The sequence below is a fragment of the Burkholderia reimsis genome (assembly GCF_003294055.1).
GTDB lineage: Bacteria > Pseudomonadota > Gammaproteobacteria > Burkholderiales > Burkholderiaceae > Burkholderia > Burkholderia cepacia.
Window position 1 is genome coordinate 496,552 of record NZ_QMFZ01000001.1, and the last position, 15,057, is coordinate 511,608.

Here is a 15,057-nt window from a genome sequence, read left to right on the forward strand (position 1 = left end):
TGCGCCGCCGCCGTAGGATGGCGGGAGACGTGCGTTTCACATCACGTCATCCTGGCGACATCTTTCTCACGTACATCTATTGCACTTCGCCAGTCGGCGGGGTGCCGATTTTTCAAGGAAGACCGACCATGGCGGCAAAACGCCTTCGCATCAACATGATTACCCGTCGCCAGTCGACGTTCGACGGCCGTCATCTCGACACCGAGGCGGTACGCCGCCACGACGCGCAAGTGCAAGACGCGATTCCCGCCCAATTGAAAGGCACGCAGGGTGCCGAGGCGGAATGGCTGCCGCGCGTGAAGGTGAGCGAGCGCTAATCCGGATACACCGATTCCGCCGTCCGGCCGCGCACCCTGTTTCGATCCATCTGAAACGCGCCCGCCGTGCGGCGGGCGCATGACGACGCGCGACGCGCGCGTCTCTTCGTTCGCGGATTACTTGCTGGTGGCCAGCTCCGCTGCGGGAACCTTCACGACGGGCCGCAAACCGGTCACGAGCGGACGCGCGGCACTGGACAGCGCGTTCACGTCGCCGCGATTGGCGCGCACGATCAGGCCCGCCACCGCATTCATTGCACTCATGAACGCGCCTTCGAGCCAGCCGCCGAGGTGGCTGTAGCTGTCGCTGGCAATGAAGAAGCGGTTGTCGAGCGACGCGGCGAGCGCATGCGTGTGATACCGGAAGCACAGGTTGCTCTGGTGATGGTCGCCGGTCATGTCGAGCTTGAAGCCGCCGGCCGTCTTGTTGGTCGTCCAGTCGAACACAAAGCGGTCCGCCGTGCGTGCTTCCGCGAGCAGCCGATAGAACCACCACGGTTGTGCATCCGACGCGCCCGCATACTTCACGTACCGATACGCGCGATTCACCATCGTCCGGTACATCCCGTCCGCCGTACCGGCCTCGGTTGCCGGGTTTTGCGGATACAACCCGAAATCGTGCTGAAGCCGGGTCGAATCGTCTTCCCACGTGTAGCTGGCGAGCAGGCTCGAATACTCGGGCGCCTGGCCGTTTTCGACGATCGGGCTCGGTACCACATAACTCGCCGCGAGGCCGCTGTCGGAGACGACGGCCTTGATCGGTTCGCCGCGCCATTGCGGGACCCACGGCTGGTCGAGCGCGGCGGTCTTGACGGTGGCGAACACCTTCGACGAGCGCGCCATGTGAAGCTCGCCGATCGCCGTGACGATCCGGGCGTTCGCGGCGGCGCTGTTATCGCTCAGCAGCAGCGGCGGATAAACCTGGTTGTACGTATGCGTTTCGAGGCCCAGGCCCGCGTCCCCCAGATTCTGGCTGGCCGCATGTTGGAAGCCGCTGCGGCTGACGATCGGCGTCAACTGATCGTGCGGGACGGCGAGAATCACGAAATCGTAGGCTTCGGCGTGGACGGCGTTTTGGCTGTCGTATGACAGCAGTTGCGCGCGCGCCGACGCGGTGCCGGAATGGCAGGCGTTCGCGACGCGTTCCTGACGAACCTGGACGGCCAGCTTGCCGGCGCCGACGTCCTGGGCCTTGCGGTACAGATTCCGGATGAACTCGACGTTTTCCGTGACCGGCAGCGTGTATTCGTTCGAATAGTCCCAGAGGATCAGCCGCATCATCTCGACCAGCGAGATGTTGTACAGCGGCTTGAAGCCGCCGGTGCCGAAGCCGAAGCGGCCGAACAGCTCGACGTAGTAGCTGATCGATTCATCGACGTCGAGCACACCGTCGACCGGCGGCAGCGTTCCCTTCTCGAACGCAACCGTCACGATCTCGCGGACGGCCGCGCCGAGCGTCAGGCCATCGTATTGCGCGATGAACTCGGGCCAGTACTTCGTCTGGATCCGCTCGAGGGCATCGGCCGGCGGCGTAGCCGCATTCAGGATCGTCGCGATCTTGGCCGGATCCACGTTGGCGATCGGATACATCGCGACATTCTCGCCTTCCGGGTTGCCCACCAGCCCGCCGGCGACGACACCCAGTACCTTCAACGTCGGCGAATCCGGATCTTCCCAGTCTTTCGGATCGCTCCCGACATAACGATCGACCCGATTGCCGAACACGAATTCGGTCGGCACCTTGCCCGGATTCGGAAATACCTTGATCGGTGCCGCGTCCCCGAATGCGGCGGACGCATAATGCCAGGTCAATCCGGCGATTTCCGGAAAGCGCATCGCGCCGACTTCGTAAATCGTGTCGCCGCTGGCGGGATCGCCGTTGTGAACGAGCGCCGCCGACACTCTTCCGGCCTTGAGCCCGCGTACCTTGATCGCCTTGATTCCCGGCCGGTCATGAAGAAACGAATCGGGATCGGCTTCGTAGATCTGCACGTCGATGCCGCTTCCTGCCGGCAGCGTCGCCGCGAGCCGGCCGAGTTCGTAGAGTGCGGCGATGCCGCCTGCTCCGCCGCCGACGATGGCGATCCTGTAGTTGCCGGCGGGCAGCGTGCCCAGCGGCCCGGCGGCGGCGACCGGATAGGACACCAGCGCGGAATCGGGATGCCGGTAGTTGATCCCGCTCAACCGGGCTTCGCCAACGGTGGTGGCAATCTTCTTCTCGTTCTTCAGGCCGAGCAGCCGGGGAATGACGGTAACGCCCATGACGTTTCTCCATCGAGAGAGTGGAAACCGCGCGATATCGATCCCGATTGCCGCTGGCACAGCGCGTCGGGACCGATTCAGGACAACGACAACGCATTGCGAACGAAGCTTGCGCAGTATGCGAATGCGGTTTCGCCAAATCAATCAATTTTTGTTTGAGAAACGATTGAGGAGAATGAGCGAAATGATGGAAAAGAGGCGGGCTTGGGAAGGGGGGATTTCGTGACGGTAAAAGTCACGGGATCGCGATCGAATCGCCGATCCTCTTCGGATTGCAGAACACGCGATCGGCTGTGCAAGGAACGCGTAGCGCGCCGACGCTCTGTCGCTCGGACGGGGTTGCCGAAATCCGCACGACGAGCCGCACGGGTATGCCGCGGGAGAACGCTATCTGCCGGACGATATGCGGCAGCCGGACTGATACCAGCCGGCGTCGCGCGGCATCGAGACGAAAATCGCGGAACGATTCGACGGACTGCGCCGGCTCGACAGGGATGCGGGCAAGCGCCGCTGACGGGCGACGCCTGCCTCGACATCCTCGGAAATACGCCTCCCCGTGCTCGATGAAGCGGGTTGGCGCCCGCTAGCCTGACCGAGCCGTCAAAATTCCGACCGCACGCAACGGTCAGTTCGACATCCCGAATCGCGGATCGATATACGCATCGACATTCTGCGACTGCTTGTACACGCCGTTGCGCACGTTGAACGCATTCGCGTTGCGCGTCGACCCATAGATCGAATCGAGACCGTCGCCCTTGCGGAACACACGCTTCGCGGCTGCTTCGTCGAGCAGGTGTGTGCCTTTCAGCAGCGGCAGGTATTGCTCCGGCGTGAGCCCGACGCGCGCGGACATGATCCTGACCGCATCGGCCTGCGTCTTCGGGTCGTTGATGTACGCGACGCAGCGGTACCAGACCTTGATCACCTTGGCCCAGTCGGCCCGGCGCGCGGCGAGGCTTGCGGGCGCGACCGTGATCGCATCGTAGATCAGCCCCGGCGCGTCGGCCGACGTGAAGATCGCGCGTGCGCCCGGTGCGCGCTTCAACGCCTCGTTCGCGTTCGGCTGCCATGCGGCGACGGCGGCGATATCGGCCGACGAGCCGAGCACCTGCGGTAGTTCGTTGGTCTTCGCATTCACCAGCGTCACGTCGCCATCCTTCAATCCGTGCTTCTGCAGCGCGGTTTCGAGCAACAGGTGATCGACGAGGCCGAGCTCGACGCCGACCTTCTTGCCTTTCAGCCCCTCGACGCTGCGCAGCGGCGGCTTCGCGATGATCATGTCGTTACCGGCGGAATAGTCGGTCAGCAGGATCATCACGTTCTTCGCGCCGGATGCGCCCGTTACGAGCGCATCGCCGTTGGTTGCCGCGACCGCGTCGAGCTTGCCCGCGGAAAACGCGTCGAGCGACGCCGAGTAATCGAACCATTCGAAATCGACGTCGACGCCGGCCTCCTTGAACCAGCCCTTGTCGAGCGCGACCTGGAATGCGACCCAGCCGGGCCAGTCGCTATAGCCGATCTTCAGCGGCGCCGCCGCGTGAACGGCGGGCGCCGCGAGCAGCGCCGCAGCCGTGGCGGCGGCACCCAATGCACGACGGGCGGAACGGAGGGACAGCAGGCGGCGGAGTGCCGAGGCGGGACGGGTCATCGTGTTTCTCCAGGAGACCGGGATCGGGATCGTCGATACGGACCGTGCAGGAGCACGGTCCGGCTGCGTAGCCGGTTCCTGCGGATGCGGAACGAACGAAGCGGCCACGGAGAGGCGCGATGGCCGTTGCCATCGCCAGTCTCCCGGGCTTTTGTCCCGCCGTGTAGCGCGTGCGCGTCCGCTCTCGCGATCGGACGAACCCGTGCCGGGCTGCTCTCGGACCAGACGTTCGATGAACCGGAACCCTAGCACCCCTAAGATGCGACGCCGCCGCACCTCTCGGCGTCATGCCGAGCGAAAACCGTGCTAACGACGTGCGACGAGGGCGGCTCAGCGGCGGCGCGCGGCGCGTTGCAGTTCGATGAAGCGGGCGGAGAAGAGGGCTGTCAGCACGCGCCGGAGCAGGTCGAGCTTGTTCATGAGCGGTCGGATGTCGAGTGAAGGTGCAGCCATCGATGCAATGCCCATGCCACTGCGGATCGTGCCGTGCATGCGCATGCGACACGCACTGCACCGGTGCGGGATCGCGTTCGCCTGGTGCGCGGCACGCTCGCCGCGAGGGCACGGGGCCGCCGCCATGTCGTGCACGCGGTGCACGTGCGGGCCGCCGCACCGCGTTGTGCAGCCGTTTCGTCGAGGCTGGCACGCAACTCGCTAGATCGTTGCCCGAGAGGTGCGAAGCAATTTGCATCATCTTCAGGATCGCTAGGGTTCCGGTCATGCGGCGTTTGCGCCGCACGATGCCTGGTCCGAGAGCAATCCGGTCTTGCCTTCGCCTCGATACGAGGCAACGGCGAGGCTCCACGGAGGGATAAAAGCCCGGGAGGTCGCGATGTCGTTCGGTCGCCCTCTCACGCCTTTTATCCAACCGACCACGGAGCCGCCATGTCGCCGAGCCCCCAAGCCGTCCTCGCCCCACCACCGCACGTCGCGTGGGAAACGCTGATTCCCGCCGGCACCCACTGGTCCGGCATCCTGCGCCGCGGCCTCGCGCTGCGCATCGTCGATGTCGAAGGCGGCGCGAATCTATCCGCCGTATTTCATCGCCAGGAAGACCCGCTCGAACGCTACAACATGGCCGATACGCTGAAGGCGCAGCACACCGCGCATCTCACGCGCGGCCATGCGCTGTACACGGACATGGGGCGTGTGATCGCGTCGATCACGGCCGACACGCTCGGCTGGCACGACCCGCTCGGCGGCGTCGGCGACGCGCGCCTGTTCGCACACAAGTACGGCACGACGACGTACCAGGCCGATCGCAACGCGATGATCCGCAACGGCCGCGACAGCCTTGTGCTCGAGCTCGCGAAGTACGGGCTGTCGGCGCGCGACCTCGCCGCGAACGTCAATTTCTTCAGCAAGCTCGAGACGGCGGACGACGGCACGCTCGATTTCGTCCCCGGCCATTCGACGGCCGGCAGTGCCATCGACCTGCGCTTCGAGATGAACACGCTCGCGGCATTCTCGACTGCCCCGCATCCGCTCGATCCGCGCGCGGACTATGCGCCGAAGCCGGTGAAGCTGATCGCGTACCGCGCGTATCCGGCGGACGCCGCCGCACCCGAAGACGATCCGTGCCGGCGCGCGTGCGCCGAGAACATGCGCGGCTTCACCAACACCGACCGCCTGTTCGCGTAAGGAGCCGCACCATGCCGATCATCGAAAGCCGCCTCGACCCGCGCGACGCGATCCACGACATCACGCTGAACGCGGGCGAACCGTGGCTGCACGACCTGAAGCGCGGGCAGGTCTTCCGCATCCTCGACCTCGAAGGCAACCAGGCCGTCGACACGCTGTTCTACCGGTCCGACGACCCCGAGGAGCGCTACAGCGCACAGGACACGATCCGCGCGCAGCGCAACCTGTACCTGAGCGCCGGCAGCGTGCTGCTGTCGAGCCGGGGCAACGCGATGGCGACGATCGTCGCCGATACGTGCGGGCGTCACGACACGCTCGGCGGCGCATGCGCGGCCGAAAGCAACACGGTGCGTTATGCGCTCGACAAGCGGCACATGCACAACTGCCGCGACAGCTTCCTCAATGCAATCGCGCACTGCACGTGCGGCACGGGCGCGCGGCTCACCAAGCGCGACCTCGTCGGCAACGTCAACTTCTTCATGAACGTACCCGTCACGCCGCTCGGCGGGCTGACGTTCGAGGACGGCATTTCCGCGCCCGGCAAGTACGTCGAGATGCGGGCGGAGATGGACGTCACCGTGCTGATCTCGAACTGCCCGCAGCTGAACAACCCGTGCAACGGCTACAACCCGACGCCCGTGCGTCTCACCGTGTGGGAGGCCGAATGAGATTCGCCAAAGTCCTCGTTGCGAACCGCGGCGAGATCGCGTGCCGCGTGATCCGGACGCTGAAGCGGCTCGGCATTGCGTCGGTCGCGATCTACTCGGACGCCGACCGCGACGCGCGTCACGTGACGCTCGCCGACGAAGCCGTGCGGGTCGGCCCCGCGCCGGCGGCGGAGAGCTACCTGAACGTCGCGGCGATCCTCGCCGCCGCGCGCGAGACCGGCGCACAGGCCGTGCATCCCGGCTACGGCTTCCTGTCCGAGCATGCCGGTTTCGCCGATGCATGCGAAGCGGCGGGCGTGCGTTTCATCGGGCCGCGCGGCGACCAGATGCGCGCGTTCGGCCTCAAGCACACCGCGCGCGCGCTCGCGGCCGCACAGGGTGTCGCGCTGCTGCCGGGCACGGGCCTGCTCGACGACGTGGCGACGGCGCTTGCCGAAGCCGGTGCGATCGGCTATCCGGTGATGCTGAAGAGTACGGCCGGCGGTGGCGGGATCGGCATGTCGTTGTGCCGTGACGCCGCGCAGCTCGAGGCGGCCTTCGAATCCGTCGTGCGGCTCGGCAAGGCGAACTTCGCGCATGCGGGCGTGTATCTCGAGAAATTCGTCGAGCACGCGCGGCATATCGAAGTGCAGATCTTCGGTGATGGCCGCGGCGGCGCGATCGCGCTCGGCGAACGCGATTGCTCCGTGCAGCGCCGTAACCAGAAGGTGATCGAGGAGACACCCGCGCCGGACCTGACCGATGCCGAGCGCGACACGCTGCACGCGAGCGCGGTGCGGCTCGCCCGCGCGGTCGGCTACGCGTCGGCCGGCACGGTCGAGTTCGTGTTCGACGCGAACGCGCGCCGGTTCTATTTCCTGGAAGTGAACACGCGGTTGCAGGTCGAACATTGCGTGACCGAAGCAGTCACCGGCATCGATCTCGTGGAATGGATGATCCTGCAGGCCGAAGGCGACTTGCCGCCGCTCGACACACTCGCCGTCGCGCCGCGCGGCGCGAGCATCCAGGTGCGGCTCTATGCGGAAGATCCGCACAAGCAGTTCCAGCCGAGTGCCGGCGTGCTCACGCATGTCGCCTTTCCGGACGACGTGCGCGTCGACGGCTGGATCGACGCGGGCACCGAGGTCAGCGCGCATTACGATCCGTTGCTCGCGAAGCTGATCGTGCGCGGCGATACGCGCCGCGACGCGCTGGCGGCACTGCAGGCCGCGCTGGCGCGGACCGAGCTGTACGGGATCGAAACCAACCTCGACTACCTGCGCGCGATTGCCGGCTCGGACACGTTCGCGCGCGGCGCGCCGACGACGGCGTTCCTGTCGCGCTTCGCATTCGCGCCGCACACGATCGACGTGCTCGACGGCGGCGTGCAGACCACCGTGCAGCAGGCGCCCGGGCGCGTCGGTTACTGGAGCGTCGGCGTGCCGCCGTCCGGTCCGATGGACGATCGCGCGTTCGATCTCGCCAACGCGCTGCTCGGCAACGCACGCGACGCGGCCGGGCTGGAATTCACGATGGTCGGCGCGACGCTGCGCTTCAACACCGCGACGCTGTTCGTGCTCGGCGGTGCGCCGCTCGCGGCAACGCTCGACGGCGAGCCCGCGCCGTTCTGGCAGGTGCTGCGCGCTCGACCGGGCACGGTACTGACGCTCGGCGGCGTGACGGGCGCGGGCGTGCGCGCGTGCCTGGCCGTGAAAGGCGGGCTGCAGGTGCCCGACTATCTCGGCAGCAAGGCCACCTTCACGCTCGGCCAGTTCGGCGGTCACGCGGGGCGCGCGCTGCGCAAGGGCGACGTGCTGCATCTGCACGCGGACGCGGGGCGCGGCGACGCCGGCGCGACGCTGGCCGAAGACGACATTCCCGCATTGACGCATGCGTGGACGCTCGGTGTGCTGGACGGGCCGCACGGCGCGCCGGACTTCTTCACGCCGGACGACATCGCGATGCTCTACGGCACGCAGTGGACGGTCCACTACAACTCGAGCCGCACCGGCGTCCGGCTGCTCGGACCGAAGCCGCAATGGGCACGCGCGGACGGCGGCGAGGCCGGCCTGCATCCGTCGAACATCCACGACAACGCGTATGCGATCGGCGCGGTCGATTTCACCGGCGACATGCCGGTGATCCTCGGCCCGGACGGCCCGAGCCTGGGCGGCTTCGTGTGCCCGGTGACGGTCGTGCGCGACGAGCTGTGGAAGCTCGGGCAGTTGCGCCCGGGCGATACCGTGCAGTTCGTGCGCGCGACCGCGTCGGCCGGGCAGCCGGCTGCTGCGATCGTGCAACCGACGCGCGACGTCGCCACTGCTGCCTGCGCCACGCCCGACGAATGCGTGCTGCATCGCGACCCGTCGGCCGGCGGCATCGGCGTCGTCTACCGGCGCTCGGGCGATCGCAACGTGCTGGTCGAATACGGGCCGCTCGTGCTCGACCTGAACCTGCGCTTTCGCGTGCACGCCCTCATGTGCTGGCTCGACGCGCACCGGTTGCCCGGCATGCTGGACCTGACGCCGGGCATCCGCTCCCTTCAGGTGCAGTTCGATGCACGCGTGCTGCCGCTCGATGCACTGCTCGCGCATCTGCAGACCGCGGAGCGGGAACTCTCCGACGTGGCCGACATGCGCGTGCCGAACCGCATCGTGCATTTGCCGCTGTCGTGGGACGACCCGTCGACGCGCGTCGCGATCGAACGCTACATGCAGTCGGTGCGGCCCGATGCGCCGTGGTGCCCGAGCAATATCGAGTTCATCCGGCGGATCAACGGGCTGGCGAGCATCGACGACGTGAAGCGCATCGTGTTCGACGCGCGCTATCTCGTGATGGGGCTCGGCGACGTCTACCTCGGCGCGCCGGTCGCGACGCCGATCGATCCGCGGCACCGGCTCGTGACGACCAAATACAACCCCGCGCGCACCTGGACACCCGAGAACGCGGTCGGTATCGGCGGCGCGTATCTGTGCGTGTACGGCATGGAAGGGCCCGGCGGTTACCAGTTCGTCGGCCGTACCGTCCAGATGTGGAACCGTCACCGCACCACGCGGGAGTTCGAAGCCGGCAAGCCGTGGCTGCTGCGCTTCTTCGACGAGATCCGCTTCTACGAAGTCAGCGAGGCCGAGCTGGCTGCGCTGCGCGCGGATTTCATCGCGGGCCGCGCGTCGCTGAAGATCGAGGAATCCGTGTTCGACCTGGGCGCGTACAACCGCTTCCTGCGCGACGAGGCGGAGTCGATCGCGACGTTCAAGGCCGCGCAGCAAACCGCGTTCGAAGCCGAGCGCGAGCGGTGGCGGGCGGCCGGGCACGCGGAGTACGTCGGCGAAGCGGAGCAGGGCGACGCGCAGGCGGCGCGGGAAACGGCCGCGCTCGACGATACGCAGCGCGCGATTGCCGCGGACGTGTCGGGCAGCGTGTGGAAGGTGCTGGTCGAACCCGGCGAGCGCGTGACCGAAGGGCAGGTCGTCGCGATCGTCGAATCGATGAAGATGGAGGTGGCGGTGACGGCAATGGAAGACGGCACGATCGAGACCATCGATTGCGCGCCGGGCGCGGCGGTCGTGGCCGGCCAGCGGCTGATGGTGCAGAAGACCGGCGCCGCCGAGGAGGTGGCATGAGCACGACACAACGTTCGCCGCTGCCCGTGCCGGGCTCGATCGCCGCGCTGCGCGCGCGCTACGAGGCGGGCACCCTGACGCCGCACGCGCTCGTCGACGCGATCGCCGCGCATTTCGACGCGGGCGATCCGCATCACGCGTGGATCCGGCCGCTGACGCACGCCGAGATGACGACCTACGCCGACGCGCTGGCCGGGCGTGACATCGCGTCGCTGCCGCTCTACGGCGTGCCGTTCGCGATCAAGGACAACATCGACCTCGCCGGCATTCCGACGACGGCGGCCTGTCCGGCCTATGCGTACACGCCGGATCGCAGCGCGCCCGTCGTCGAGCGATTGATCGCGGCCGGCGCGATTCCGGTCGGCAAGACCAATCTCGACCAGTTCGCGACCGGGCTGTCGGGGCAGCGCTCGCCCTACGGCGCGTGCCGCAATGCGCTCGATCCGCGCTACGCGTCGGGCGGATCGAGTTCCGGGTCGGCGGTGGCGGTCGCGCTCGGCGTCGCGGCGTTCTCGCTGGGGACCGACACGGCCGGTTCCGGGCGCGTGCCGGCGGCGTTTCACGGGCTCGTCGGACTCAAGCCGACCCGCGGCGTGCTGAGTACGCTCGGCGTCGTGCCGGCTTGCCGGTCGCTCGATTGCGTGTCGGTGTTCGCGCACTCGCCGGATGACGCACGGTCGGTGTTCGCTGTCGCGCAGGGCGTGACCGAAGGCGATCCTTACGGGCGCGCATGGCAGCCGCTGCCGGATGTCGACCGGGTGCGATCGCTCGGCCGGTCGGGTTTCGGCGTACCGCGTGCCGATCAGCTCGAATTCTTCGGCGACGAATCGTATCGCGCGGCCTGGGGGGCGGCGCTCGAACGCCTGCGGGCGACGGGCGCGCGGATCGTCGAGATCGATTTCAGCCCGTTCCTGGCCGCCGCGCGGCTGCTCTACGAGGGCCCGTGGGTTGCCGAGCGGCTTGCCGCACTCGGCGCATTCGCCGCGCGGGAGCCCGATGCGCTCCATCCGGTGATTCGCACGATCGTCGGCGGCGCGTCGCGCTTCAGCGCGGCCGACGCGTTCGCCGCGTTCGACCGGCTCGCGACGCTGCGCGTCGAGGCGGGCCGCGCATGGGCCGGGCTCGACGCGATCGTGATGCCGACCTCGGCCACGACCGCGACCGTGGACGCGCTCGAAGCCGATCCGATCGGCATCAATTCGCGCTTCGGCTACTACACGAACTTCGTCAACCTGCTCGACCTGTCGGCGATCGCGGTGCCTGCCGGCGTCTGCAAGACCGGGGCGCACGCGGGGTTGCCGTTCGGGATCACGTTCGTCGGCCGCGCGCATGACGATGCGCGGCTGCTCGATCTCGCGCAGGCGTGGGGCGATGGCGATCAGGCTGTCCGTGAGGCCGGGGGCGCTGCAACGGCGGACGCGGCGCCGACGGAAGCCACCGGCGTCGTGCGCGTGGCCGTCGTCGGTGCGCATCTGCGAGGCGAGCCGCTGAACGGGCAGCTCACGCAGCGACGCGCGCGTTTCGTCGCGGCGACGACGACGGCGGCCACGTACCGTCTCTATGCGCTGTCCGGCGCGGCATCCGGCGGCAGCGTCGCCAAGCCGGGGCTCGTGCGCGTGCCGGACGGCGGTGCGCCGATCGCGGTCGAGATCTGGGAGATGCCGGTCGACGCGTACGGCAGCTTCGTCGCGGGCATTGCGGCGCCGCTCGGCATCGGCACGCTGACGCTCGCCGACGGGTCGCGCGTGCAGGGCTTCCTGTGCGAAAGCGCGGCGCTCGACGAGGCCACGGACATCACGCGCTTCGGCGGCTGGCGGGCGTATCGCGCCCACGCCGCGAACAGTGCCTCGCAATGAACGTCCGGTCGCGCGATGCCACGGGCGCTGCGCGACCGGCACCCGAAACGATACGGAGATCCCCATGTCAATGACCCGCAACACGACCGGATGGCTGGCCGTGCGCCGCGAACTGACGACGCGCGGCAAATGGACGCTCGGCCTGGCGTCCTTCCTGCTGCCGTTCGCCGTCTGGTGCCTGATCAGCTATGTGCCGTTCGTCTGGCATCCGCAGATGCGCATCACGAATCCGGGAAGCGTCGACTATTTCCAGACCGGCATGCAGATCGATCGTGAAGTCTTCGACGACGAACTCGCGCATGCACGGGAGATGCATACGGCCGTGCCGGAGGGCGTGCGCGCGAATCCGGTCTACCTGCCCGCGCCGCACCAGGTGTTGCGCGCGTTCTACACCGCATTCACGACACCGCCCGCATCCCGCGACGGCGTATGGCTGCACGAGAGCCTGTGGCACAGCATCCGGATCATTTTCTGGGGTTTCGTGATCTCGTCCGCGATCGGTGTGCCGCTCGGCATCGTCTGCGGCACCTTCAGCGCGCTCGCGCGGCTGCAGGAGCCGTTCCTGGAGTTCTTCCGCTACCTGCCCGCGCCGGCGTTCGGCGCGCTGATGGTCGCGATTCTGGGCATCTACGACGCACCGAAGATTGCGATCATCGTGATCGGGACGCTGTTCCAGCAGGTGCTGATCATCGCGAACACGACACGCAAGCTCGAATACGGGCTGTTCGAGGCCGCGATGACGCTCGGCACGAAGAAGCTGAAGCTGCTCACCCACGTCGTGATTCCCGGTGTGCTGCCGGACCTGTATCGCGACCAGCGGATCCTGCTCGGCTGGGCGTGGACTTACCTGATCGTTGCCGAACTCGTCGGCACCAGTTCGGGCATCACGTGGTACATCAGCCAGCAGGCGCGCTACCAGCATTTCGACAACGTGTATGCGGCGATCCTGATGATCGGGGTCATCGGCCTCGGGACCGACATCGTGCTCGGGGTGCTCGGCCGCAAGCTGTTTCCGTGGGACCGCACGCTGAAAGCGTGATGCCCTTCGATTCGCAACCGTCAACCGATTTCCGCAGAGGGCATCATGCAGAATCCGCAAGCCGTTCCCGAGTACCTGATGCAGTCCGACGCGGTGCGCGAGCGCTTCGCACGGCTGAAAACCCGCGACGTGATACTCGACGTGCGCCACGTCGGCAAGCGCTTCGCGACGCCGCAGGGCGAGTGCGTCGCGCTCGACGACATCAGCTTCCGTACGCACCGCCGCGAATTCGTGTGCGTGATCGGCCCGTCCGGTTGCGGCAAGTCGACGCTGATCCGCATCCTGGCGGGGCTCGAAGCGCAGACCAGCGGCGACGTGCTGCTGGACGGCAAGCCCGTGCAGGGGCCGGGCGCCGATCGCGGGATGGTGTTCCAGGGCTATACGCTGTTTCCGTGGCTCACCGTGAAGAAGAACGTGATGTTCGGTCTCCGGATGAACGGGAGCAGCAGCGGCGAGGCCGAACGCGAAGCGCTGCAGTGGCTCGATCTCGTCGGGCTGACGCGTTTCGCCGACGTGTATCCGCACCAGTTGTCCGGCGGGATGAAGCAGCGCGTGGCGATCGCCCGTGCGCTGGCGAACCGCCCGCGCATCCTGTTGATGGACGAGCCGTTCGGTGCGCTCGACGCGCAGACGCGTGCGCGGATGCAGACGCATCTGCTCGACATCTGGCGCAATATCGACGTGACGATCCTGTTCATCACGCACGATCTCGACGAGGCGATTTTCCTGGCGGATCGCATTCTCGTCCTCAAGGCGAATCCGGGGGCGGTGCAGGAGCTGATCGAGGTGCCGGTGCCGCGGCCGCGCGATTATTCGCAGGTCAATTCGCCGGCGTTCGTCGCGACGAAGGCGCGGCTTGAAGCGCTGATTCATCCGAAGGAGGCCGTGCCTGCCGATGACGACGACGGCGTGAAACCGCACATGATCCGGATGACGGACGTGTCGGACAACGTCGAGTAGACCGGGACGGAGATGGGCCGGGCGATCGGCACGGGCGCGGTCGGGCGCGCGGTGTTCGGGCTCCGTCCACGTAGGTAGTCGTAGCCGCCGGCCCAGGGCTGGCGCGTCTGGTCTCGGCCGCCCGCGTCGCGGCCAGGACCCTGATCGAGCCGCACCTTGAGGCGTTCGGGACGGGCTTTCCCGCACTCGGCCTCGAACCATCGCGGCCTCGCGCATGTCGCCGCTTGCGGATTCGGCCGCGGGCGCCAAACGCGTGCTTTTCGGCCCCGGTTGTCAACCGGGGCCATGACCTGAGTCGCGCTTGCCGACGAGCATCGAGCGACATGGCGGCGGGGGCGTTCGCCGCATGACCGATTTCCGTGAGTCGGGCATCGACCGTGCCGATGCCGATCCGCGGGCCGATACAGTCGAATGCGTACTGGATTGAGCCGCGTGCGCTACCGTTACCGTCGAAACCCATCCGGACGCAACGCCGCGTCCTTTACCTTTCTCCTGCGACATCGATATGTCGAATATCGCGTCGGCGCGACATTGCCGCACCAATGTCGTGCATTCGTCAGTGGATAGACGCTGATCGAAAGGAAACGTTTGCATGGAGCCATATCGAAATATTCGGTAACTGCACCGATATTCGATCGCCGAATAAGCGCGGGATACTGCGCGAATTTCCAATGAAATCGAATGCATAATTCTGCGGCGAACGTTTGCGTGACACCGAAGCGAATTCGAATCGCATGCCGCGCCGCCAATGCGCGTTCAGCAATTGCCGATCAGCGCTCACGCAATTACGTCGATTGCCGTCTGCATTACACCCGGAGCCAGTGCGCGCGACATCGATTTGAACGTGTCGCCGACGTGTATTGCGACTCTGTCAGTTGACGATGGCTAGATCCGAATGCGGGCCGTACTGGACGGCTCGTGGTCGAAGCGGAGGCCACGCCGTCCACGCGCTGGCGCCAAAACATCTCCCCTCATCCTGATCTGCCGGCCGGCATGTGTAATGCGCCGGGCGGCCCGAATTCCGTCGCAATTAGCCAGAACTGCCGAGGTATCCCGATATCCAG

At 67.0% G+C, this 15,057-nt stretch carries 9 protein-coding genes and 2 riboswitches; of the genes, 7 read left to right on the plus strand and 2 right to left on the minus strand.

Annotated features, from left to right (window positions below):
• The first annotated feature begins 29 nt into the window (after positions 1-29).
• Positions 30-317 carry a hypothetical protein gene (locus tag DPV79_RS02125; RefSeq protein WP_226193250.1) on the plus strand — a complete coding sequence of 96 codons (288 nt, stop codon included), beginning with the start codon at positions 30-32 and terminating at the stop codon, positions 315-317.
• Positions 318-434: 117 nt separating this feature from the next.
• Here the strand turns inward: DPV79_RS02125 and DPV79_RS02130 are convergent, their stop codons facing one another.
• Both DPV79_RS02130 and DPV79_RS02140 read right to left on the minus strand, forming a co-directional pair.
• Complete coding sequence (locus DPV79_RS02130; RefSeq protein ID WP_113044640.1) at positions 435-2,579, minus strand: flavin monoamine oxidase family protein; 2,145 nt, start codon at positions 2,577-2,579, stop codon at positions 435-437.
• Positions 2,580-3,204: 625 nt separating this feature from the next.
• Positions 3,205-4,227 (minus strand): ABC transporter substrate-binding protein, encoded by a 1,023-nt coding sequence (locus tag DPV79_RS02140; protein ID WP_113044641.1) that lies wholly within the window; start codon positions 4,225-4,227, stop codon positions 3,205-3,207.
• Between the two features lie 138 nt (positions 4,228-4,365).
• Positions 4,366-4,487, minus strand: a riboswitch (guanidine-I (ykkC/yxkD leader).
• A gap of 434 nt (positions 4,488-4,921) precedes the next feature.
• Positions 4,922-5,055, plus strand: a riboswitch (guanidine-I (ykkC/yxkD leader).
• Between the two features lie 57 nt (positions 5,056-5,112).
• Here DPV79_RS02140 and DPV79_RS02150 point away from each other — a divergent pair.
• The 6 genes from DPV79_RS02150 (at position 5,113) to DPV79_RS02175 (ending at position 13,993) form a co-directional block, all read left to right on the plus strand.
• Positions 5,113-5,868, plus strand: coding sequence for an urea amidolyase associated protein UAAP1 (locus DPV79_RS02150; RefSeq protein ID WP_113044642.1), 756 nt, complete (start codon positions 5,113-5,115; stop codon positions 5,866-5,868).
• An 11-nt stretch (positions 5,869-5,879) separates the two neighbouring features.
• Entirely contained in the window at positions 5,880-6,536 is a 657-nt protein-coding gene (locus DPV79_RS02155; RefSeq protein WP_027792692.1) for an urea amidolyase associated protein UAAP2, read from the plus strand.
• Positions 6,533-10,138, plus strand: a complete 3,606-nt coding sequence (uca, locus tag DPV79_RS02160; protein WP_113044643.1) for an urea carboxylase — start codon at positions 6,533-6,535, stop codon at positions 10,136-10,138. Before DPV79_RS02155 ends, uca begins: the two co-directional genes overlap by 4 nt.
• Positions 10,135-11,994, plus strand: a complete 1,860-nt coding sequence (gene atzF / locus DPV79_RS02165) for an allophanate hydrolase (RefSeq protein ID WP_113044644.1) — start codon at positions 10,135-10,137, stop codon at positions 11,992-11,994. The genes uca and atzF overlap by 4 nt, the downstream gene beginning before the upstream one ends.
• A 64-nt stretch (positions 11,995-12,058) precedes the next feature.
• Positions 12,059-13,033, plus strand: a complete 975-nt coding sequence (locus DPV79_RS02170) for an ABC transporter permease (RefSeq protein ID WP_021158112.1) — start codon at positions 12,059-12,061, stop codon at positions 13,031-13,033.
• Between the two features lie 45 nt (positions 13,034-13,078).
• Positions 13,079-13,993: an ABC transporter ATP-binding protein gene (locus DPV79_RS02175; RefSeq protein ID WP_048027214.1), complete on the plus strand. Its 915-nt coding sequence runs from the start codon at positions 13,079-13,081 to the stop codon at positions 13,991-13,993.
• The last annotated feature ends 1,064 nt before the right edge of the window (positions 13,994-15,057 follow it).